The organism is Pollutimonas bauzanensis (genome assembly GCF_900129885.1).
Lineage (GTDB): Bacteria > Pseudomonadota > Gammaproteobacteria > Burkholderiales > Burkholderiaceae_B > Pollutimonas > Pollutimonas bauzanensis.
The window spans coordinates 38,935-59,472 of the sequence record NZ_FQXE01000003.1; the positions used below are offsets into that span (position 1 = coordinate 38,935).

At 59.8% G+C, this 20,538-nt stretch carries 19 protein-coding genes; 13 read left to right on the top strand and 6 right to left on the bottom strand.

Going from position 1 to position 20,538, the window contains the following annotated elements:
* Positions 1-29 precede the first annotated feature (29 nt).
* Entirely contained in the window at positions 30-1,193 is a 1,164-nt protein-coding gene (locus BUB23_RS06140; protein ID WP_143160902.1) for a CaiB/BaiF CoA transferase family protein, read from the top strand.
* A 58-nt stretch (positions 1,194-1,251) separates the two neighbouring features.
* On the top strand, positions 1,252-2,205 hold the full coding sequence (locus BUB23_RS06145) for a Bug family tripartite tricarboxylate transporter substrate binding protein (RefSeq protein ID WP_178372278.1): 954 nt from the start codon (positions 1,252-1,254) through the stop codon (positions 2,203-2,205).
* Between the two features lie 7 nt (positions 2,206-2,212).
* Here BUB23_RS06145 and BUB23_RS06150 read toward each other — a convergent pair whose 3' ends face one another.
* Entirely contained in the window at positions 2,213-2,875 is a 663-nt protein-coding gene (locus BUB23_RS06150; RefSeq protein ID WP_073102238.1) for a cysteine hydrolase family protein, read from the bottom strand.
* Between the two features lie 123 nt (positions 2,876-2,998).
* On the opposite strand from BUB23_RS06150, the gene BUB23_RS06155 reads away from it, so the two are divergent.
* A complete protein-coding gene (locus BUB23_RS06155) occupies positions 2,999-4,003 on the top strand; it encodes a GlxA family transcriptional regulator (RefSeq protein WP_073102239.1) in 1,005 nt (334 codons plus the stop codon).
* A gap of 64 nt (positions 4,004-4,067) precedes the next feature.
* Here BUB23_RS06155 and BUB23_RS06160 read toward each other — a convergent pair whose 3' ends face one another.
* A complete protein-coding gene (locus BUB23_RS06160) occupies positions 4,068-4,784 on the bottom strand; it encodes an FCD domain-containing protein (RefSeq protein ID WP_084135823.1) in 717 nt (238 codons plus the stop codon).
* A gap of 145 nt (positions 4,785-4,929) precedes the next feature.
* Here BUB23_RS06160 and eno point away from each other — a divergent pair, with 145 nt between their 5' ends.
* From eno to BUB23_RS06210, 10 genes are all read left to right on the top strand, one after another.
* Positions 4,930-6,228, top strand: a complete 1,299-nt coding sequence (gene eno, locus BUB23_RS06165; protein ID WP_073102241.1) for a phosphopyruvate hydratase — start codon at positions 4,930-4,932, stop codon at positions 6,226-6,228.
* Complete coding sequence (locus BUB23_RS06170; protein WP_073102242.1) at positions 6,228-7,253, top strand: phosphotransferase family protein; 1,026 nt, start codon at positions 6,228-6,230, stop codon at positions 7,251-7,253. The genes eno and BUB23_RS06170 overlap by 1 nt, the downstream gene beginning before the upstream one ends.
* Complete coding sequence (locus BUB23_RS06175; protein WP_073102243.1) at positions 7,235-8,269, top strand: LacI family DNA-binding transcriptional regulator; 1,035 nt, start codon at positions 7,235-7,237, stop codon at positions 8,267-8,269. Before BUB23_RS06170 ends, BUB23_RS06175 begins: the two co-directional genes overlap by 19 nt.
* Positions 8,270-8,400: 131 nt before the next feature.
* Positions 8,401-9,438, top strand: coding sequence for a TRAP transporter substrate-binding protein (locus tag BUB23_RS06180; protein WP_084135825.1), 1,038 nt, complete (start codon positions 8,401-8,403; stop codon positions 9,436-9,438).
* Between the two features lie 5 nt (positions 9,439-9,443).
* Entirely contained in the window at positions 9,444-9,929 is a 486-nt protein-coding gene (locus tag BUB23_RS06185) for a TRAP transporter small permease subunit (protein WP_073102245.1), read from the top strand.
* 38 nt (positions 9,930-9,967) lie between these two features.
* Positions 9,968-11,287 carry a TRAP transporter large permease gene (locus BUB23_RS06190; RefSeq protein ID WP_073102246.1) on the top strand — a complete coding sequence of 440 codons (1,320 nt, stop codon included), beginning with the start codon at positions 9,968-9,970 and terminating at the stop codon, positions 11,285-11,287.
* A 4-nt stretch (positions 11,288-11,291) separates the two neighbouring features.
* Positions 11,292-12,662: an FAD-dependent oxidoreductase gene (locus BUB23_RS06195; protein ID WP_073102247.1), complete on the top strand. Its 1,371-nt coding sequence runs from the start codon at positions 11,292-11,294 to the stop codon at positions 12,660-12,662.
* Positions 12,663-12,666: 4 nt separating this feature from the next.
* Positions 12,667-13,410, top strand: coding sequence for an enoyl-CoA hydratase/isomerase family protein (locus BUB23_RS06200; RefSeq protein ID WP_073102248.1), 744 nt, complete (start codon positions 12,667-12,669; stop codon positions 13,408-13,410).
* Complete coding sequence (locus tag BUB23_RS06205; protein WP_073102249.1) at positions 13,407-14,996, top strand: acyl CoA:acetate/3-ketoacid CoA transferase; 1,590 nt, start codon at positions 13,407-13,409, stop codon at positions 14,994-14,996. The genes BUB23_RS06200 and BUB23_RS06205 overlap by 4 nt, the downstream gene beginning before the upstream one ends.
* A 216-nt stretch (positions 14,997-15,212) precedes the next feature.
* Entirely contained in the window at positions 15,213-15,644 is a 432-nt protein-coding gene (locus tag BUB23_RS06210; RefSeq protein WP_073102250.1) for an acyl-CoA thioesterase, read from the top strand.
* Positions 15,645-15,667: 23 nt separating this feature from the next.
* Here BUB23_RS06210 and BUB23_RS06215 read toward each other — a convergent pair whose 3' ends face one another.
* Genes BUB23_RS06215 through BUB23_RS06230 form a run of 4 tightly spaced genes read right to left on the bottom strand, consistent with a single transcriptional unit; the run spans position 15,668 to position 20,533 of the window.
* A complete protein-coding gene (locus tag BUB23_RS06215; RefSeq protein WP_073102251.1) occupies positions 15,668-16,126 on the bottom strand; it encodes an acyl-CoA thioesterase in 459 nt (152 codons plus the stop codon).
* Positions 16,123-17,271, bottom strand: coding sequence for an iron-containing alcohol dehydrogenase (locus BUB23_RS06220; RefSeq protein WP_073102252.1), 1,149 nt, complete (start codon positions 17,269-17,271; stop codon positions 16,123-16,125). Before BUB23_RS06220 ends, BUB23_RS06215 begins: the two co-directional genes overlap by 4 nt.
* Before the next feature lie 2 nt (positions 17,272-17,273).
* Positions 17,274-18,455 carry an acetyl-CoA C-acyltransferase gene (locus BUB23_RS06225; protein ID WP_073102253.1) on the bottom strand — a complete coding sequence of 394 codons (1,182 nt, stop codon included), beginning with the start codon at positions 18,453-18,455 and terminating at the stop codon, positions 17,274-17,276.
* Positions 18,452-20,533 carry a 3-hydroxyacyl-CoA dehydrogenase NAD-binding domain-containing protein gene (locus BUB23_RS06230; protein WP_073102254.1) on the bottom strand — a complete coding sequence of 694 codons (2,082 nt, stop codon included), beginning with the start codon at positions 20,531-20,533 and terminating at the stop codon, positions 18,452-18,454. The genes BUB23_RS06225 and BUB23_RS06230 overlap by 4 nt, the downstream gene beginning before the upstream one ends.
* Positions 20,534-20,538 lie beyond the last annotated feature (5 nt).

Consider the following 20,538-nt stretch of genomic DNA (forward strand, 5'->3'; position numbering starts at 1 on the left):
TGGCCCTTCATATTCATTGAGAAAAAATTGTGAGCGACGGTGGACATTGTATGAATGAGCAGGTTCAGACCGCTGAATGGTTGAAAGGCATCCGGGTCATCGAGCTGGGGCAATTCCTTTCAGCGCCTTACGGAGGCATGATACTCGCGGACTTGGGGGCGCAGGTAATCAAGATCGAAGAGCCAGGCAGCGGCGATGGAGCGCGCCGCATGGGCATGCCTTATGGCGGAGGGGATGCCTTGCTGTTTCGCGATCTGAACCGGGGGAAGTGCTCGGTGACGCTGGACTTCAAGTCCGAGTCGGGACGCGCGGCGCTGCTTGAGCTGGTCGCGACCGCCGATATTGTCATCAGCAATCTCAGGCCAGGCATTGTCGCGCAATACAAAATCGATGGACCCACATTAACGGCGTTGAACGCGGGCCTGATTTATTGTGATCTGTCCGCATTTGGGCATTCTGGCCCGCTTTCCCCATTGCCGGGTTTCGAACCTCTGGCCCAGGCATACAGTGGACTGGCCAGCATCAATGGAACGCCGGAGGGCCCCCCATTGAGGACCGGCACGTCCATAGTGGACATGGGCTCGGGGATGTGGATCGCCATTTCCGCGATGGCTGCGCTGCAGCAACGCGCGCGCAGCGGCAAGGGCGCCATAATAAATCTGTCTTTGCTCGACACAGCTCTGGCATGGATCTCTATGGACATCAGTGGCTATCTGAACGAGGGGCGTACGCCGCAGCGCCGGGCAAATGGGCACCCTCTGCTGGTCCCCTACGATGCCTTCGAGACCCAGGATGGCCCGCTTGTGATTGCAGCCGGAAACGATGCGCAATTTGCTCGCCTGGCCAATATATTGGGCCGCTCCGAATGGGCGGCGATGCCTCAATACTCCACTAATGCCGCCCGCTTGACAAACAAGGAGACGCTGATCGCAGAAATATCCCTCATCTTGAAAACCGGGACGCGCGAGCATTGGGTGCAGTTGCTTCAACAGGCTGGTGTGCCTTGCTCGAGTTACAACTCTATTCCGGAGGCGATCGCTTCGCCCCAGGTGCAACAGCAAGGCATCATAAAGCACTCTTGCAAGACCCATCGCGCAACGGTTTGCCTGCCATTCACAATTGACGGCCACCGGCCGGGCAGCCTCGAAGAAGCGCCGTCGCTCGGCCGGGACAATGGCCTCTTGGCCATCTGACTTTAAGCATTATCACAACTAGAAAGAACGGAGACAAGCTATGAAATTCATGATTGGATTGCTGCACGCCCTGCTATTGTTCGGCGCGACTCAGGCCATCGGGGAACCTTCCTGGAAACCTTCACGCCAGTTGCACGTCATCGTGCCATTTTCGCCCGGCGCGGCCGCCGATACGACCATTCGCATCGTTAGCGAGCAACTCGCTGCAGCATTGAACCAGGCGGTCGTCGTGGAGAACCGCGGCGGGGCGGCGGGGGTAATAGGAACGCGGGCCGGCGCGGCGTCGCCGCCCGATGGCTATACGCTGATAGGCGGCTCGGATCCCCCGTTCACGATTATTCCGCATCTTCAGGAAGTGCCTTACGATCCATTGAAGGCCTTTAGCCATGTGGCGCTGGTCGCCGACGTACCTTTATTCCTGGTCGTAAGGAAAGACTTGGCTGTCAATGACGTGCGGGAACTCATGGCTCTGGCCGACAAGAAGCCAGGTGTATTGACGATAGGCTCTTCCGGCAACGGATCTTCGGGACATTTGGCCGCCGAGTTGTTCAAGATGAAGGCTCATGTGAACATGCTGCATGTTCCATACAAAGGTCAAGTTGCGGCCGTGTCGGATGTGCTTGCAGGCAGGGTCGATGCAACATTCAGCTCGCTTGGCCCCGTTCGGCAACACGTCGAGGCCGGAAATCTCAAGATGCTGGCGGTCTCCACTTCAAAACGTTTTATCGGCCTGCCGGACGTGCCTACCGTTGACGAATCGGGAGTTCCAGGTTTTGACATTGCCGTCTGGGTGGGTTTTTCCGCGCCCGCGGGGACGCCGGAAAAAGCGATAGAGCGTATCAACGGGGAGATCAACCAGATTCTCGAGTCTCCGCAGATCAATAACAAGCTGACCGCCATGGGGTATGTGCCGGTCATGGGTACAGCCTCGGACATGGCGCGCCGGATCGAAAAGGACTACAAGCGCTTTGGGCAGTTGATCAGGGACGCAAAAATCTCGACGGATCAATAACCATTGCTTAGATATGGACGGCATGGCGCGCCGATAGGCCACCCGGCGTCGCCCTTTTCGTTCGCTGGTTCGACAGGTAGATATTGTCGCGCTCAATTGCGCGGCCGCCGTTCACTGCCGCGATCCAGTTTTCCGTGGTGGTGACAGCGGCAAAACTCGAGTGAAATACCGTGCTGAATACTCGATGTATTTCCTCGGCGCTGGCGCTGCCCGCGGCATTCTCGTAGGATGGCGCGCCGGCCGCATCGGCCAGGAACTCGACATTCAACCCGTCATGCGAAGCATGATAGATCGTGGCTGCGCAGCAATTGTGCGTCATGTATCCGACAACCGCGAGGGTGTCGATGGCCTTTTCCGCAAGCCATTGAGCCAGGCCAGTTCCGGTGAAGGCGCTTGCCATGCTTTTGTTCACCCGGTGGTCCGCGCGGCGTTCCGCGACGAGAGGGTGGAGTTCCCAGCCGGCGGATCCCTTGGCGAACAAGGGTGCATCCTTGGGCGCATCGTGCTGAACGACGATAACGGGAATACTTGCTGCGCGGGCCGCATCCATTGCGAGCCCGATATTGAACAGGGAGGTCTGCACGGGTGGATGCTCAATGAGCAGCTTGCCGGTGACATATTCGTTTTGCACGTCGATGACGACCAGGGCGCGGCGGGGGGAAACAGACATTTTGTTCTCCTGACATAGGTGGATGATTCGGGAACCGGACTTATTGCCCGGTAGTCGAAATTGTCCATTCGTTATGGATTGCCAGACATTGGCCTGAAGGCATATATTCGATAAAATCGGGCCATGAGAACATTCGCCCGCCAAGACCGGTATAAAGTCGCTGTCATCGCCTTTGACGGCATCACGCCGTTTCACCTGTCGGTGCCATGCCTGGTCTTCGGATCACTATGCACAGGTCCCGGGGCGCCGGTTTTCGACGTACGTGTCTGCGCTGGCGCCGACGTGCCATTAAGCACGTCGGCGGGTTTCGACATAGTCGTCAAGCATGATCTTTCCGCGGTGGATGCGGCCGATATTGTGATCATGCCCACCTGGCACGACGATTGCCGCGAGGCGCCGCATGCCCTTCTTGAGGCGCTGCGCGGCGCCCACGCGCGCGGCGCCCGGATAATGGGCTTATGTCTTGGCGCATTTCCTTTGGCGCAAGCCGGCTTGCTGGATGGCAAGTCCGCATCGACCCACTGGGCCTATGCCGCAACCTTGTCAGAGCGGTACCCCAAGGTGCGGGTCGATCGTGATGCGCTTTATGTTGATGAGGGGGATGTGCTCACATCCGCCGGTGTTGCGGCGGGCCTGGACTGCTGCCTGCATCTGTTGCGGCAGTTGTGCGGCGCCGAAATTGCCAATCAAATTGCCCGCCGGCTGGTGATCGCGCCGCAGCGCCAGGGCGGGCAGGCGCAGTTCATCGAGCGGCCGTTGCCAGTATCCGGCAGCGACCATCGGTTTTCCGAGGCGCTCCGGTGGGTGGCGCATCGCCTGGAGCAGGCGCACAGCATCGATTCGCTCGCCCAGCGCGCCGCGATGAGCCGGCGCAACTTTACGCGCCATTTTCGTCAGGCGACAGGGACGTCTTTCAAGCAGTGGCTTCTGAACGAGCGGCTGTCACACGCACAACGCATGCTGGAAACCAGTGATGCGTCTGTCGAGGTCGTGGCGCAAAAGGCGGGCTTCGGGTCGGCGCTCTCGCTCAGGCAGCATTTTCGGACGGCTTTTCAAACGTCGCCCATGGCGTACCGGAAATCGTTCCGTTCGAATGCGCAGGCCGAGGCAGCCCATTCGACCGCCTGAAACGGCGCCATGATGTTCCGGAAAGCCCGGGCGCTGAACCGCCGATCGATGGCAGCCGCAAGTTTCACTGGCCCTTCAGCAATAGATCGCGCGTAAATGCCTCGGCAACGTCGCTGACTCGATGACTGCATTCTTCCGTCAGTTTCACGTCGCCCGAAGCGATGGCTCGCGACAGATCGGCATGCGAACTTCCAACCTCTTCCAGATTATTGAAGCGGCGGTAATGCATGAAATAAAAGCGCTGGGAAAAAGTATGCAGAGGCGCCAGGGACCGCGCTGCGTATGGGTTGCGCGCAAACTGCGCGACATAGCGCTTGGTTTCGAAATGGAATTGCAAATACGCGAACACATCGCCCCTGTGGCCTGCGGCTTCGATGGAATCGGCTACTTCTATAAGGTAGCGGCGCTCGTCTTCAAGTGCCGACCTCGCGGCCCGCATCGATACCAGGGCCTCCAGTGCGCGACGCGTTTCAAGCACCAGCAACTGGTCCTGGATGGATGTGGTGGAGATCATGATGCCGGCGCGCTGCAACACTGTGATCAATTGGTCGGACGCCATGCGTTGCAAGGCTTCGCGCACCGGAGTGCGGCCTATTCCTACCAGATCCGCCAGGTCACTTTCCTTCCAGATGGAGCCTGGGGCCAGCTCCAAAGTTACAAAGCGCTTCTCGAGTTCGCGATGCGCAATCTCGACTAAAGACTCTTTTTTTATCTCTCTTGCTTTGGCGGACTGAAGGAATGTGCGGTCACTTGTTATGGGCATTTGTATAGTTCCGGACATCTGCGGATATTAGCATGCAGATGTGCCGCATCTGGAGCCGCAGCATATTGCACACGTGTGCATTGCGTGCTACGATCCGGCCACCTACTCGGGTCAATATACCTCGGCGCCTTCTCTTCGCTAGGCCCCGGCACTGAAGGAAACTATGAATCCAACAGCTCTCGCAAGCCTCGAAGCCCGTCAAATCCTGGACTCTCGCGGACGCCCTACGATAGAAGTCGACGTTGTATTGGCCGACGGCAGCCATGGGCGCGCGGCCGTGCCCTCTGGCGCGTCGACCGGGACGGCGGAGGCGCATGAACTACGCGATGGCGATCCTGCGCGATACGCAGGCCTTGGCGTGCTGAAGGCCGCGGCGAACGTCAATACCGAGATATTTCACGCCCTCAAGGGGATGGATACGCTTGATCAACGGCGGCTCGATGACACCCTGCGGGAAGTCGACGGCACGCCGCAGCTGAAGCGCCTGGGCGCGAACGGCATTCTGGGCGTATCCATCGCTGCCTGCCGGGCTGCTGCAACATCCCTGAAGCAACCGTTATATGCGCGCATCGCCGAACTGGCCGGCAATCCCGCGCCACAGATGCCGCTGCCCATGGTCAACATCCTTAGCGGAGGCCTGCACGCGGGCCGCGGCATGGATGTACAGGACTTTCTGGCGATTCCGGCATCGGCGTCGTCGGTCGAAGACGCCATACACATCGCATCGAAGGTTCGCAATGCTGCGGCACAGGTGTGCGCGCAGGAAGGTATTCCAACACTGCTGGCCGACGAGGGTGGCCTCAGCCCCGGCTGCCAGGATGGCGATCACGCCTTGCGCCTCATGATCCGAGCCATAGAGGCGGCGGGCCTGAGGCCGGGCCTCGATGTAGTGATCGCCATTGATGTCGCCGCGGCTTCCCTGCAACAAGCAGACAGCACGTATCGCCTCGCGCGCGAAGGCAAGACGCTGGATGCCGATGACATGATCGCGATGATGGAAAGATGGGTGCATGATTACCCGGTCGTCTCGATCGAAGACGGCCTGGGCGAAGAGGATTGGGATGGCTGGGCAGCGTTGACCACGCGGCTTGGGCAGCGTGTGCAACTGGTGGGCGACGATCTGTTCACCACCAATATGCAACGCTTGCGCAAGGGGATAGACCGCCACGCGGGCAACGGCATTCTGGTCAAGGTCAACCAAAACGGCACGCTGACGGGCACGCTGGACACCCTTGCCCATGCCAGATCCAAGGGCTACACCGCCATCATTTCGGCGCGTTCGGGCGAAACCGAAGATCCGTTCATCGCCGATCTGGCGGTTGGCACATCGGCAGGGCAAATCAAAATCGGATCGCTGCGCACGTCAAGCACGGTCTGCAAGTACAACCAGCTGTTGCGCATCGAAGCGGCCACCGGCTTTCCTTATAGCGGCATCGGCGCACTCAACGGGAAAGGCGCCTGATGGCTACGCCCTACGCACCCGATCCGCGGCTGGTGGATTTTCTTCGCGCCAGTGGCCTGTGTCCGGCCGGCAGTGACGCCACATGGACGCCTCTGACCGGCGGCGTGTCGTCCGACATATGGCGCGTCGATCTTCCCGACCGCAGGCTTTGTGTCAAGTGCGCACTGCCCAAGTTGAAAGTGGCGCGCGACTGGCATGCGCCCACGGCTCGCAACACTTACGAATGGGCCTGGATCCAGTTTGCATCGGCCCACGCTCCGGGCTGTACCCCGCAACCCCTGGCCCACGACCGCGAGTTGGGCGCGTTCGCGATGGAATTCATTCCACCCGACACCCACCCGGTGTGGAAGGACCAGCTCCTGGCCGGACAGGTCCATATTGATAGCGCTCGCCGTGTCGCAAGGATTCTGGGCCATTTGCACAGCGCCTCCACACGGCTCGCCGAGCTGCCGTCCCGGTTCGACTCTGATGACATTTTTTATCCAATACGGCTGGAGCCCTACCTGGTCGCAACGGGCGAACTGCATTCCGACCTGAAATCCAGGCTCAACCAGATCGCCGACGAAACACTCGCGACCCATATTGCGCTCGTCCACGGCGACGTCAGCCCCAAGAATATCCTCATCGGGCCGCGGGCGCCCGTCTTTCTGGATGCCGAGTGCGCCTGGTTCGGGGACCCTGCTTTCGATCTGGCATTTTGCCTGAACCACTTCCTGCTCAAGTGCATACCGCAACGCGCGCACACGCATCGTCTGCTCGAGTGCTTCAGCATCTTTACCGAGGCCTATCTGGCCCAGGTTGACTGGGAAGCGCCTGCGGAGCTTGAAGCGCGTGCCGCCAGGCTGTTGCCCGCCTTGTTTCTTGCGCGTATCGACGGCAAGTCGCCCGTGGAGTATGTAAGCGACGAAGCAGACAGGCAGCGGGTTCGCCAGGCCGCAAGGCCTTTGATAAAGTCAGCGCCGACCAGGCTGGCACAGGTCGCGGCTGCTTGGCGCGAGGCACTGGCATGCGCAATGAGCACGTAAAAGACGTCACGATAAAGGACATTGCCCAGCATCTCGGCATTTCGCATCCGACCGTGTCGCGTGCTTTGCGCGATCATCCGTCCATACGAGCCGAGACCAGGCTGGCGGTCAAAGAAGCCGCCAGGCAGCTAGGCTATATCGCCAATTCCGGTGCCCGGACGCTGAGCCGGACACGCAGTGAACTGATCGGTGTGATTTTTCCCGACGTGCAAAACGATTTCTATAGCCGCACCATGTCGACGCTGGCTTCAATGTTTCTGGAGCGCGGATTCAAGTTGGTATTGGCGACATCGGAAGACAGCGCCGAAACCGAATTCAAGCATATACAGAGTCTGCGCGAGGCTCGTGTCGCAGGAGTGATCATCGCTCCCACGGCGAATCTCAAGAACGAGTCGGTCGAACTCCTGCGGTCCATCCCCACCGTGCAGCTATTGCGGAGTCATCCCCTATTGGAGTGCTCCATTATCAAACTGGACGAGCGTAGCGGCATCGCCACGGCGATGGAGCATCTTATTGAGAAAGGCCATTCCCGGATCGGATTTATCGGAGGCTCGGGCACTCTCAGCACTGGCGTCGATCGCGCGGCCGGTTATATCGATGCCCTGCAAGGCCACGGCATCCCCCTCATGCGCGCTTTGTTGCGCCAAGGACCGCCACGCCCGCATTTCGGCTACCAGGCCATGTCCGACATGCTGTCGATGAAGGCGCCCCCCTCGGCTGTGGTCATGGCAAGCTCGGAACTCACTTTGGGCGGCATCGAGGCCATCCAGGAACGCAAGATCAGCGTACCCGCCGACCTGGCCTTGATTGCCTACCATGACCCGGCCTGGTTCAAGCTGTGGGGCGCCGGGATCACATGCCTGCGGCTTCCCATCGAGCAAATGGCGGCGGCCGCAGCGATGCGCCTGTTGAACCAGATCCTGGCAGACGCCAAGAGCCCCATGTGCGCCGGCTCTGAAACGTTGGATGCAGATACTCCTTTTGCATCGCAACTGGTAGTGCGCGGCACCACCTGACGCTCGCTTCCCCTTCACTTCGATTTTTTAGGGGGCTCAACTCTTGACTTTAGATATATCACAGATATAATTTAGACGTATCAAAGACAAGATGCGCCTGAAGAGCGCATTCCATAACTCTGGAGACAAACATGACTATTACCCGTCGCGCACTCTTAAAGGCTGCGTCCGCAGTCGCTGCCACATCCGTCATCGGTGTACCCGCGCTGGCCTTGGCCGAGAAAAACCACAAATGGAAAGTCCAGGTCTTGTGGGGAGCCGGCGAAGACACCTACAAAATGTTCCAGACTTTCTGCGACAACATCAAGAAGAACACTGGCGGCCGCCTTGAAATTACCCCGTTCTCGGCGGGCGCCATCGTAGGCACGTTTGAAACGCTGGATGCCGTTGGGCAAAATGTGCTGCAAGGGCACTCGACCTATCCCGGCTATTTCGCCGGCAAAGAACCCGCGCTGGCGGTGATCGGTGATTTTGCCTTCGGCTACCAGGAACCCATGCAGCAGAATGCCTGGTTGAACGAGAAAGGCGGCATGGAAATGATGCGTACGGCCTACGACAAGTTCAATGCGTATACCGTAGGCTGCACATGGTGGGGCGTGGAATCGCTGGTATGCAAAGTACCGGTCCGCCGGCCTGAAGATTTCAAGGGGCTGAAGCATCGCGGAGCCCAGGGACTGGCTGCCGAAACGATCGCAAGAATGGGCGCGTCAATTGTCGTGATTCCTGGCGGAGAGGCCTATTCCGCGCTCGAAAAGGGTGTTGTCGACACCGTCGACTGGTCGACCTTGTCGGTCAACAACAAGATCGGCTTCTTCGAAATTGCCAAGTTCGCCACCTATCCCGGCTTCCACTCCATGCCCATCCAGGACTTCACCGTCAATAAAACGGCCTGGAATGCGCTGCCGGACGACGTCAAGGCCATCGTCGAGAAAACGTGGGCCGATTTTTCACAATATCAGGTCAAGACCATTGCGGAAAACGACGTGGTCGTCGCAGAGGAAGTCCAGAAGAAAGGCGTGGAACTTATCGCGTGGAGCGACGAAGACCGCGGCCGGGCCCGCGGGATGGCTCATGAGGTATGGAGCGACTGGGCAAAGAAGAGCCCTCTTGCCAAGCAAGCGGTCGAGTCGCAGCAGGCTTATCTGCGTGAACTGAAACTACTGGCCTGATCATCATGCATTCATTCGTACACATCATTGGTCGTGTGAACGAGTGGGTAGGGCGGGCGGCCGGCCTGCTCATCCTGCTCGTGGTCTTCATCATTGCGCGCGAAGTCATCGCACGCAGCGTGTTCCACTCGCCTTCCCTATGGGCCGATGAATCCATGACCTATATCGCGGGATTCGTTTATGTACTGGGTGGCGGATACGCCCTGCTGCACCGGCGCCATGTCACCGTCGACATCGTCTATGGACTTCTAGGATGGCGTGGCCGCCGTGTTTGCGACGTGCTCGCCTTCGTTCTGTTCACGGCTTATTGCCTGACGCTGATCTGGTTCGGGTGGGACATGGCGATGACCTCGCTGGGGCAAGGCGAAACATCGGGCACGCTGTGGAATCCCCTTATTTGGCCGGTCAAATTCGCGATACCTCTGGGCGGCCTCCTGCTGCTTCTGCAAGGCATAGCGAATCTTGTCCAGGATTTCTCGTCCAGGCCGTAATCGCCGCTATCTACCCTACATAACAAGCAAGGCTCCTCATGTCCTTAGGTTACCTCACGCTTCTCGTATTCGGAGCGCTGATCAGCGCCCTGATCGTCGGCCTGCCGATTGCCTTCTCGACCGGCGCCATTGCCGTCGTCATGGCGGTATGGCTCTTCGACCTCAACACGCTCAACATTATTGTCAGCCGCGTTTTTACCCTGATGGGCAACAACATCCTGTTGGCGGTCCCTCTCTTCATCCTTATGGCCAGCATCCTGGAGAAAGCCGGGATTGCCGAAGATATTTTCAAGGCGGCTTATATCTGGTCGGGAAAAATCCGCGGCGGCCTGGCCGTTGCGGTCGTCATCTCCTGCGCGCTCATGGCGACGATGGTCGGTGTCATTGGCGCGGAAATCGTCACGATGGGCGTCGTTGCCTTGCCCGCCATGCTTAAACGCGGATACGGCAAATCGCTGACGCTCGGCTCCATATGCGCAGGCGGTGGACTCTCGACCTTGATCCCGCCCAGCGTCGTGTTCATTATGTATGCCTTGACGGCCGGTACATCGATCGGCCAGTTGTACATGGCCGGTGTCTTCCCCGGACTGTTGCTGGCCAGCCTGTATATTGGCTACATCATCCTGATCAGCTACCTGAAGCCAGAGATCGCGCCCAGCGCACCGCCCGAAGAATTGAATATATCTTTCGTCGAGAAACTGGCTTACCTGAAGAACCTGGTTCTTCCCGGCCTCGTCGCGTTCTCCGTGCTGGGTTCGCTCTACCTGGGGTGGGCAACACCTACCGAAGCGGCCGGCATAGGCGTCGTGGGCGCGCTGATCGCAGCCATCATAAACCGGCGATTCACCTGGCGCGGCCTGTATCTGGCGGTGATCGACACCACCAAGGTCACGTGCATGCTGTATTGGCTGTTCTTCGGGGCATCGGTGCTGGTGGGCGTCTACACCATGGCCGGCGGGACGGCATACCTGAAGGAACTGCTGCTGGATCTGCCTGGTGGACGGTGGGGCGTGCTGATCACCATGAATCTCATCTGGATCGTGCTCGGCTGCGTCATCGACTGGATCGGCATCCTGCTTCTGACCGCTCCGGTGTTCGTACCCGTAGCGATTGCATTGGGCTTCGATCCCATCTGGCTTGGCGTGCTGTTCTGCATGAACATGCAAATCAGCTATATATCCCCACCCTTCGGCCCCGCGGCGTTCTACCTCAAGGGCGCGGCGCCCGACAACATTTCGATAGGCGATATCTTCAAATCCGTCTGGCCGTTCCTGGGCCTGCAGCTTGTAGCGCTTGGGCTGGTGATGGCCTTCCCCGCCATCGCCTTGTGGCTGCCACAAACCATGTTAGCGAGGTAATGATATGTCTTACTCTCACAGCATCTCGGCGGAGGCTGCTGTCCGCGATGACCGCCCGCGCTCCGTCCTGGAAACCGACGTGCTGGTCGTCGGCGGCGGCGCCGCAGGCGTCGCGGCGGCCCATACCGCGGCGCGCCAGGGCCTGAAGGTTCTCATCCTGGAACGCTATGGCTTCTGCGGAGGTGGCGCCGTCGCCGGCATGTCCGGCACCATCTGCGGCCTGTACCTGGCGCACGAAGACAAAACACATGCGCCCGAACGTCTGGTGCACGGCTTCGTCGATCAGTTCATCGATGCGATGGATAAGCGCAATGGCCTGACGCCACCGGTACGCTATGGCCAAACGTTTACCCGGGTTCATGAACCGCAGGCCTGGCGCGAAAGCGCGGAAGGCCTCCTGGCCGAACAGAATGTCGCGGTGCTGTATCACGCCATCGTCACGGACGTGCTGCTGGACGGCAACGAGCGCGTCGCGGGCGTCGTGGCTTACACCAAGCAGGGCAAGCTGGAGGTCCGCGCAAAGATCACGATCGACGCAAGCGGGGATGCCGATCTGGCCGCCATGGCGGGGATGGCCACCACGGTCGGTATCGAGGGCAGGGTGCAGAACCCCACCATGATCTTTCGCCTCGCGGGCGTCGACGTGGAGCGCTTTCTGCAGGAGTACGGCGAGGACTCCATCCTGCCCGACCGTATTACCAAGCTGATAACAGGCCTGAACGCCGATGGCGTCTACAAACTGCCGCGCGCCAAGGTTTTCCTGTTTCCCACGCCGCGGCCCAATGAATTGATCTGCAATTGCACCCGCGTGGTCGGGGCCGATGGCCGCGAACTGAACCCATTGATCGCCCGCGACCTCAGCGAAGCCGAGTACGAAGGCCGCAAGCAAGTGCGCGAGTATGAACGATTTTTCAAAGACTATCTGGTGGGATGCGAAGCCGCCTACCTGAACGACACCGGCGTCCAGGTAGGGACGCGCCAGACGCGCCAGATAGTGGGCGTACAGACGCTAACGAACGATGACGTTGTCCAGGGCAACAAACGCCGCGACGGCATTGCGCGTTCTCCCTGGCCCATCGAGCTGCACAGTGGCCAGAAGCCGCGCCTTTCGTGGCTGTTCGAAGACTATTACGAGATTCCCTATGAGTGCTTTGTGCCTCGGCAGGGCGAATCGCTGTTGTTTGCGGGCCGCTGTCTTTCTGCGGAACACGAAGCCATGGCGTCCGCCAGGGTCACAGCCCAATGCTTCAGCTATGGGCACGCCATCGGATATGCCGCTGCATTGGCGATTAACGAATCCATAGCCGTGCGCGATATCAAGGGTGAGGATATACGCCTCTTGCTGAATCGCGACGGTGCACAACTAGGAGCATAAAGCGATGATAGACCGAAGTTTACAAGGGGCGGTCGCCGTACTGACCGTCAATCGTCCGAACCGGCGCAATGCCCTGAGCGAAGAGACCGTCCTGGAGATTAAGAGGCATCTGGACGAGATCGAGTCCGATCCAGGCATCCGGGTCACGATCATCACTGGCAGCGCGCCGGGATTTTGCGCCGGCAGCGACCTTAAAGAGCTGGCCACGATGGACCTGCGCGGCATGTGCCGGCACGAGGCCGACACCGCGCATTTTTGCCGGTCGATCAGCCAACTGAGCAAGCCCGTGATTGCCGCGGTAGAAGGGTTTGCCTTAGGCGGAGGCTTTGTCTTTGCCGCTTCCTGCGATATTGTCATAAGCAGCCGAAGCTGCCGCTGGCATCTGCCGGAAGTCCAGATTGGCTGGATACCCCCCTGGGGCCTCGAGACGCTGGTGGCGCGTCTCGGCCCCGTAGCGGCCAGACGACTGACCTGGGGCAGCGAGCCGCTGGACGGCGTCGAAGCGCATCGGATCGGCCTGGCCGATTTCCTGAGCGACGACGGCGCCGCGCTGAAGACGGCGCTGGAGCTTGCGCAGCGGCTGGTCGCACTGCCCGATGTCGCCGTAACGGCCGTCAAAAAATATTTCGCGCCTCACGTTGGCGCCAATGGCGAAACCGGCGACGTGATTGCCAACCGGATGTTCGAAGAGAACTGCAAGCATCCCGCCGCTATTGCAACACTGCAGAAATTCGGAGTACGCACATGAGCAAGTTCTGCTCTTTGGAAGAGGCGGTATCTGGCATTCAAAGCGGACAGACCGTGGCAAGCGTCGGCGTCATAGGCTGGATCACGCCCGATGCGCTGCTTAAAGGCCTGGGCGACCGCTATGAAAAGGAACAGCATCCGCGCGACCTGACCTTCTATTTTCCTTGCGGTACGGGTGACGCGATGGACATCGGCGGCATGGACCGCGTTGCCAGGAAAGGACTGATGAAGCGGATCGTGGCGGGTTCTTATATCAACCCCGTACACCCGCAAACGGGCGAACGCCCGAAGCTGATGCAGCTGATCCGGGAAAATGCCATCGAAGCCTATAGCTGGCCTATTGGCGCATCCATGCACTGGCTGCGTGAAGTCGCGCGCAAAAGTCCCGGCTATCTGACCAAAATAGGCCTGGGCGCATATATTGATCCCGACCAGGATGGTGGAAAATTCACCGCGCTGGCGACCGACGATCTGGTGGAAAAAGTCTCTTTCAAGGGCGAAGACTATCTCTTCTACCCTACCTGGCCACTACACCACTGCTTTATCCGTGCCACCTCGGCAGACGAGTTCGGCAACCTCTCGTTCGAGAATGAGGGACTGCTCTCGGCCGCGCTGGCGCTGGCGCTGGCCACGAAAGCCTGCGGTGGAACGGTAACCGCGCAGGTCACCCGGCAGGTCGAGCGATTTACCCGGGATGCCGGCACTGTTCGTATTCCCGGCGACTTTGTCGACAACGTCGTCATCGTTCCGGACCAGATGATGGTTACCGACACACCCTTCGACACTCGTTATCTCTCGCCCAAGAATATGCAGCTGGAGACGCTGCCCAAAATACCCTTCGGCCCGGACAAAATCATTGGTCGCCGCGCTTACCTGGAGGTGCCCAAGCGCACGCTTACGATCCTGGGATTTGGCGCATCGTCCGATATGCCGTTGGTGATGGCAGAAGATGGCGCCTTGAATGCTGGAAATATCGATGACTACCGCTTCACGACCGAGCACGGCTCCTATGGCGGCGTCGTGATGACAGGCTGGCAGTTTTCCACGAATATGTGGCCGGAAGCCCTGGTCGATGGCGTGACTCAGTTCGACGCCATCGATGGTGGACTGTGTGAATGCACGGCGCTGTCTTTCGCGGAGTTCGATGCCCAAGGGAGCGTCAACGTCAGTAAATTCGGCGCCGCCAATCCGGGGGCGGGCGGCTTTACCGATATTGCCCATAATGCCAAAAAGCTTATCTTCACCGGCACATTCACCGCTGGCGGACTAAAGGTTTCGGCGGTTGACGGAGTGCTGCGCATCGATCAGGAGGGCAAGAACAAGAAGCTGGTGCCCAAAGCACAGCACATTACCTATGCGGTCAGCGCAGGCGTCGCAGAAAGAGGCCAGGAGGCCCTGCTGATCACGGAAAGAGCGGTATTCCAGATTCATGGCGACGGCCTCGAGCTGATCGAGATCGCGCCAGGCATCGATCTGCAAAAGGATGTGCTGGATCAAATGGCGTTTCAACCCAAGATCAGCGCCAGGCTGAAGACCATGGACGCATGGATCTTCAAGGATGAGCATCCAGCACTTGCTGCCGTCTAGATTCGGCAAACTGCTCCGGCGCCCCAATTATCAGATTGACGGGCGCCGGAGCCTTTTGCCCCGACGCCATTCATAAGCCCGCGTTGCAGTGGAGCATGTCCAGGCCGGGGAGGGCCGTTGGCTTCGACCGAGCCGTTCGTGGCTCGGAGTCAATCGCTACAATGGTATGCCGCGCCAACTGACGCAGCCTCTATCAACCGCTAGTCGATGAATAAAATGAGCAGACCACAAGCCCGCCAACGCGCTGAATTCAAGGTTTTTTCACCGATCACCACAAGGTGGATGGATAACGACGTATACGGACACGTGAACAATGTCACGTATTACTCGTACTTCGACACCGCCGTCAACGGCTACCTGTTGGAGCAGGGGATGCTCGATATACATGGCGGAGGCATCATCGGCCTGGTCGTCGAAACCGGCTGCCAGTTTTTTTCGTCGATCGCTTTTCCCGATGCCATTGAGGCCGGTTTCAAAGTCGCCAAGCTGGGCAACAGCAGCGTGCGCTATGAAATAGGAATCTTCAAGAGAGGCGAATCGCTGAGCGCCGCGCATGGCCATTTTGTGCATGTCTACGTCGACAAGCAGAACCGCCGCTCGGTGCCTTTGCCCGCCGAGCTGAGAAACGCGCTCGAAGCTCTGGTTTGATTGCATGTGATGATTTGGGCTGGTCAATCCCGCAGTTGTTCCAGAAATTGCCGTAATATTTTCGGTAGCTCGGCGGGTCGCCGGGTCTCATGATCGACGTAGACGTGCACAAAATGGCCGCTGGCGCAGCAGGTCGCCGCGCCAGCGGCAAAGATGCCTAATTCGTAGCGCACGCTGCTGCTGCCGATGCAGGCTACCCGGATACCCACTTCAATATCTTGCGGAAACAGAATAGACGAGAAATAGCTGCAGCCGGTTTCGACGACCAGCCCTATCACCGTACCTTTGTCGGGATCCAGCGCTCCGGCATGAATAAGGCAGCGATTGACCGCGGTGTCGAAGTACGAATAGTAGACAACGTTATTTACATGGCCATACCTGTCGCAATCCATCCAACGGGTGGCCAGAGCCTCGAAATGGCGGAAGTCGGAGCGCAACGGCAGCGAAGGGCGTTGCGTATTTGGCGGGCTCGATCCGGTCACAACGCTTCTTCATACAGGCTATAAGCATCTTTGTAAGAGATGCCGCGCGGATTGTTTACCAGCAGGCGTTGCTGCAGCATGGCCTGCTCCGCCAGCGTGGCCAAGTCATCAGTCGTAACGCCAACTTGGGCTAAACGGGTTTCAAGCCCGACGGCTTCTGCGAGCCTGCTGATAGTATCAACGAAGGCATGTGCGCGCTCGAGCGGTGAGTCTGAAATGCTGGGCAAGATAACTTCCGCCAGCTCGGCATACTGCGTCGCCGCATGGCTTAGGTTGAACCGCAATACCGGTTTCAGCATCAGAGCGTTGGACAGTCCATGGGGCACGTGGAAAATGCCACCCAATGGATAAGCCAATGCGTGTATGCCTCCGACTGGCGCGTTGGCGAAGGCTTGGCCCGCCATCATGGCGCCGATCAGCATGTTCTGGCGGGCACTGATATCCTGACCTTCACGGCATACGCGCTCCAGCGAATGATAGAGCAGACGCAATGCCTCACGCGCCAAGCTGTCTGAGACGGGATTCTTGTGAATACGGCTGGTGTACGCTTCAATCGCGTGCACCATGGCGTCCACCCCAGTCGCGGCGGTGACTTTGGATGGAAGGCCAAGGGTCAAGAGAGGGTCCAGCACCGCGATGTCAGCATATAGGGCTGGGGACACAATACCGGCCTTGACCGTTGCGGATCGAGTGACGATTGCGATCGGTGTGGCTTCGGAGCCGGTTCCCGCAGTGGTCGGAACCTGGATAAGAGGCAGACGGGGCCAGCTTATCTTGTCCATTCCGTATACATCGCGAATATCCGTCGACCCTTCAGCGAGCGCGGCCACCAGCTTCGCAACGTCCATCGACGAACCTCCACCGAAACCCACGATCAGCTGGGCGCAATGGCTACGCGCGGCTTGCAAAGCCAGGTCGATAGTCGCCTCGGGCGGGTCGGCGATGACATCAGAAAAGATCTCCACATCATGTCCGCCTTCGCGCAGTGTGGTGGCGAACTTCCCGGGGAGCCCGAGCGCGCGGAGCGGCCGGTCCGTGAGCACCAGGATGCGGGATGCTCCCCACTGGGTGGTAATCACAGCGGCGAGGCGATCGGAGGAACCAGCCCCGGCGATCGTCCTCGCATGAGTACGAAACTCGAACATTATCAAAGCACCTCGAATAGTCCGGCGGCGCCCATTCCACCGCCCACACACATGGTGACGACGACGTAGCGTATGCCTCGCCGTTTCCCCTCCAGCAGGGCGTGGCCCACCAAACGGGCGCCTGACATGCCATATGGATGGCCCAGCGCGATAGCCCCGCCGTTCACATTCAGCAATTCGTCCGGGATGCCAAGCTGATCGCGGCAGTACAGGACTTGGACGGCAAAGGCCTCGTTCAACTCCCATAGGCCGATATCACTCTTGCGCAGGCCGGCGCGCTTGAGCAGGCGCGGGACGGCAAAAACCGGGCCAATACCCATTTCATCCGGCTCGCAGCCTGCAACTGCAAACCCGCGGAACAGGCCCAATGGCTCTATATTGCGCCGTTCCGCGCTCTTCGCATCCATGAGCACGCAGGCGCTGGCGCCATCAGAGAGCTGGCTTGCATTGCCGGCGGTAGTGCATCCCCCTTCGACTATGGCCTTTAGATGCGATAGCGCGTCTACCGTCGTGCCGGGCCGTATTCCTTCATCTTCCGCAAGCAGGACTTCCTGCTCCGAGTATTCCCCTGAAGCCTTGTCGATCAGACGCTGCCGTACACGAATTGGCGCGATTTCGTATGCGGTGCGTCCCGCTTGTTGAGCCTCTGCGGCGCGCTGCTGGCTGCGCGCTCCATATTCATCCTGGGCCTGCCGGGAAATGCCATAACGTCGCGCCACTATCTCGGCAGTGTCTATCATCGAGAGAAAAATTCCAGGTCTGTTTGCCTCCAGCCACGGATCCCGCGTCATGTGGCCGTTCATATATTCGTTTTGCACGCAGGAGATGCTGTCCAGGCCGCCCGCAACCAGAATGTCCGCTACCCCAGTCTGGATGGCGCTTGCGCCAATTGCGATGGCTTGCATTCCAGATGCGCAGAGCCGGTTGACAGTGAAGCCGGGCGTGTCAATGGCCAAGCCCGCCCGCAGGGCGATCTGGCGAGCGATGTTCTCTCCGGCGGTGCCTTCCGGCCGCCCGCAGCCCATGACCACGTCATCAATTGAGTTCATGTCGAGGCCCGCTCGGGACACCGCATGCTCGACCGCGTGCGCACCCAGCGTTGCACCGTAAGTCTGATTCAGCGCGCCGCGGTAGGCCTTGCCTATGGGCGTGCGAGCGGTCGAGACAATGGCCACGTCCTTCATAGCGGCTCCTGTTGCTTGCTGTAGCGATGCAGCGGCTCGCCGCGCAATGCGAGTTGTTCCAACAGCGCCGGAGGGCGCCAGAAATCCGGTTCGGCTTCCGCCGCATAGCGCTGCAGGGTCGCGACGACGTTGCTGAGTCCTAAGGCATCCGCCGCATAGCAAGGGCCGCCGCGAAGTCGGGGAAAGCCATAGCCCGACAGGAAAACCGCATCGATATCGGATGCGCGCAGCGCTATCTTTTCTTCCAGGATGCGGGCCGCCTCGACAATCAATGCGTGGACGCAGCGGGTGGCAATTTCGTCGGCGCCGACATGCTGCCGGACGACGCCGGAATCGACGGACGTGGCGGCTATCAGGGCTTCAATACTCGCATCGCGCTGCGGTTCCCGGCTTCCTTCGTGGTAAGAGTAAATCCCCGCCGCCGCTTTCAGGCCGAGTCGGCCGGCTTCGCTTACGCGATCGAGCCAGGCGGGCCAGGGCCGTTGCGGAGCATCAATATATTGGCGCTGCCGGATGCTATAACCCACGTCCAGGCCCGCCAAGTCGGCAACCTGAAAGGGTCCCATGGCAAACCCCCAGTTCCGCATGGCTTCGTCCACCTGATAGGGCAAGGCGCCGCGCTCTACCATCAGGGCGGCCTGCCGCAGATACTGATGCCACATCCGGTTGCCGATAAAGCCATCACATACGCCCGAGATGATCGCCGTCTTCCGCAAGCGTCGCGCCAGGGAAAGGGCGGTGGCCATGACGTCCGGCGATGTCCTTGAGCCGCGTACGACTTCCAGGAGCCGCATCACGTTTGCCGGGCTGAAAAAATGGAGTCCCACGACCGACTCGGGGCGGCCTGTCGCTGAGGCGATCTGGTCGACGTCCAGCGTGGATGTGTTGGTGGCAAGCACGGCGCCGGGATGCATGCACGCATCCAGGGCTTGAAATATCGATTGCTTGATGGGCATGTCCTCGAACACAGCCTCGATCACTATGTCGGTTTCACGCAGATCTGAAATCTCGGCAACAGGCCGGATCAAGGCGATACGGGCTTGAGCGGCATCATCGGCTATGCGACCCTTGGCAATCAGCGTCTTGTAATGACTGTTGATTGCATCGATGCCGGCGCATAGCGCATTGGGATGGGCGTCGTACCAGAGCGCCGGCACGCCAGACTCAATCAGGCACAGCATAATGCCGCGCCCCATGGTCCCCGCGCCCACGACGGCCGCGTGCAGGACGGGGCGGGCGGCGCTGGCCGGGTGCGAAAGGGGCGGGCGTTCAGCGAAAAAGGCATATCGCAGCGCTTGCGATGCCGGGTCATTCAGTAGGCGCTTGAACCATTGCTGCTCTATTGCCAAGCCTTGCTGGAAAGGCAGCCCGGCTGCGCCAACGCACTCCGCAGCGGCTTGCCGGGCAAGAGGGCTGCCCGGGGGGCGCGACAGAGGGGGGTCATTGGCTTCGCCGCTTGCGGCAGGCGCCAGGGCGGACACGCGTCGCGGTTGAACACCTGAATCGAGCATGCGCTGCGTCCAGGCGAGCGCGTCGTCCATGGCATTCTCACCGAGCACCGTATCGACCAGGCCCCAGGAATGCGCTTGCCGGGCCTTCACCGGAGCCCCGGAAAGAATCATATGCTGCGCATGCGCGCTTCCCACCAGGCGGGGGAGGCGCTGTGTGCCGCCTGCGCCGGGGATCAGGCCTAATGTGATTTCCGGCAATCCCAGCGAGGCGTCCGCTGTGGCGAGACGGAAATGGCAAGCCAACGCCAATTCAAGGCCGCCGCCGAGCGCCGCCCCTTGCAGGACCGCTACGAAAGGTATCGGCGAGGCTTCGATTTGCGCGACGAGATCAAGCAAGGACGGGGATGCGGCGGGGCCGGTCTCGGAAAATTCCTTGATATCGGCTCCCGCCGAAAACACCTTGGGCAGCGCACTCGTCAGCAGGACCGCGCGCAAGCCGGGCGCCGCCATTACCTGTCCCAGCGCTTGTGACAGCTGTTGCCGTAGTGCGCGGCTCAATGCATTGACCGGGGGGCTGTCCGCGCTCAGGATGCCAATGCTTTCGCGCAGCGCGAGTCGTATGCTCATTATAT

Bases quoted from the DNA above. Each gene is read 5' to 3' on its own strand.
- BUB23_RS06150 (WP_073102238.1), bottom strand. From the start codon at position 2,875: ATGTCTGTTTCCCCCCGCCGCGCCCTGGTCGTCATCGACGTGCAAAAC.
- BUB23_RS06155 (WP_073102239.1), top strand. From the start codon at position 2,999: ATGAGAACATTCGCCCGCCAAGACCGGTATAAAGTCGCTGTCATCGCC.
- BUB23_RS06160 (WP_084135823.1), bottom strand. From the start codon at position 4,784: ATGTCCGGAACTATACAAATGCCCATAACAAGTGACCGCACATTCCTT.
- eno (WP_073102241.1), top strand. From the start codon at position 4,930: ATGAATCCAACAGCTCTCGCAAGCCTCGAAGCCCGTCAAATCCTGGAC.
- BUB23_RS06170 (WP_073102242.1), top strand. From the start codon at position 6,228: ATGGCTACGCCCTACGCACCCGATCCGCGGCTGGTGGATTTTCTTCGC.
- BUB23_RS06175 (WP_073102243.1), top strand. From the start codon at position 7,235: ATGCGCAATGAGCACGTAAAAGACGTCACGATAAAGGACATTGCCCAG.
- BUB23_RS06180 (WP_084135825.1), top strand. From the start codon at position 8,401: ATGACTATTACCCGTCGCGCACTCTTAAAGGCTGCGTCCGCAGTCGCT.
- BUB23_RS06185 (WP_073102245.1), top strand. From the start codon at position 9,444: ATGCATTCATTCGTACACATCATTGGTCGTGTGAACGAGTGGGTAGGG.
- BUB23_RS06190 (WP_073102246.1), top strand. From the start codon at position 9,968: ATGTCCTTAGGTTACCTCACGCTTCTCGTATTCGGAGCGCTGATCAGC.
- BUB23_RS06195 (WP_073102247.1), top strand. From the start codon at position 11,292: ATGTCTTACTCTCACAGCATCTCGGCGGAGGCTGCTGTCCGCGATGAC.
- BUB23_RS06200 (WP_073102248.1), top strand. From the start codon at position 12,667: ATGATAGACCGAAGTTTACAAGGGGCGGTCGCCGTACTGACCGTCAAT.
- BUB23_RS06205 (WP_073102249.1), top strand. From the start codon at position 13,407: ATGAGCAAGTTCTGCTCTTTGGAAGAGGCGGTATCTGGCATTCAAAGC.
- BUB23_RS06210 (WP_073102250.1), top strand. From the start codon at position 15,213: ATGAGCAGACCACAAGCCCGCCAACGCGCTGAATTCAAGGTTTTTTCA.
- BUB23_RS06220 (WP_073102252.1), bottom strand. From the start codon at position 17,271: ATGTTCGAGTTTCGTACTCATGCGAGGACGATCGCCGGGGCTGGTTCC.
- BUB23_RS06225 (WP_073102253.1), bottom strand. From the start codon at position 18,455: ATGAAGGACGTGGCCATTGTCTCGACCGCTCGCACGCCCATAGGCAAG.
- BUB23_RS06230 (WP_073102254.1), bottom strand. From the start codon at position 20,533: ATGAGCATACGACTCGCGCTGCGCGAAAGCATTGGCATCCTGAGCGCG.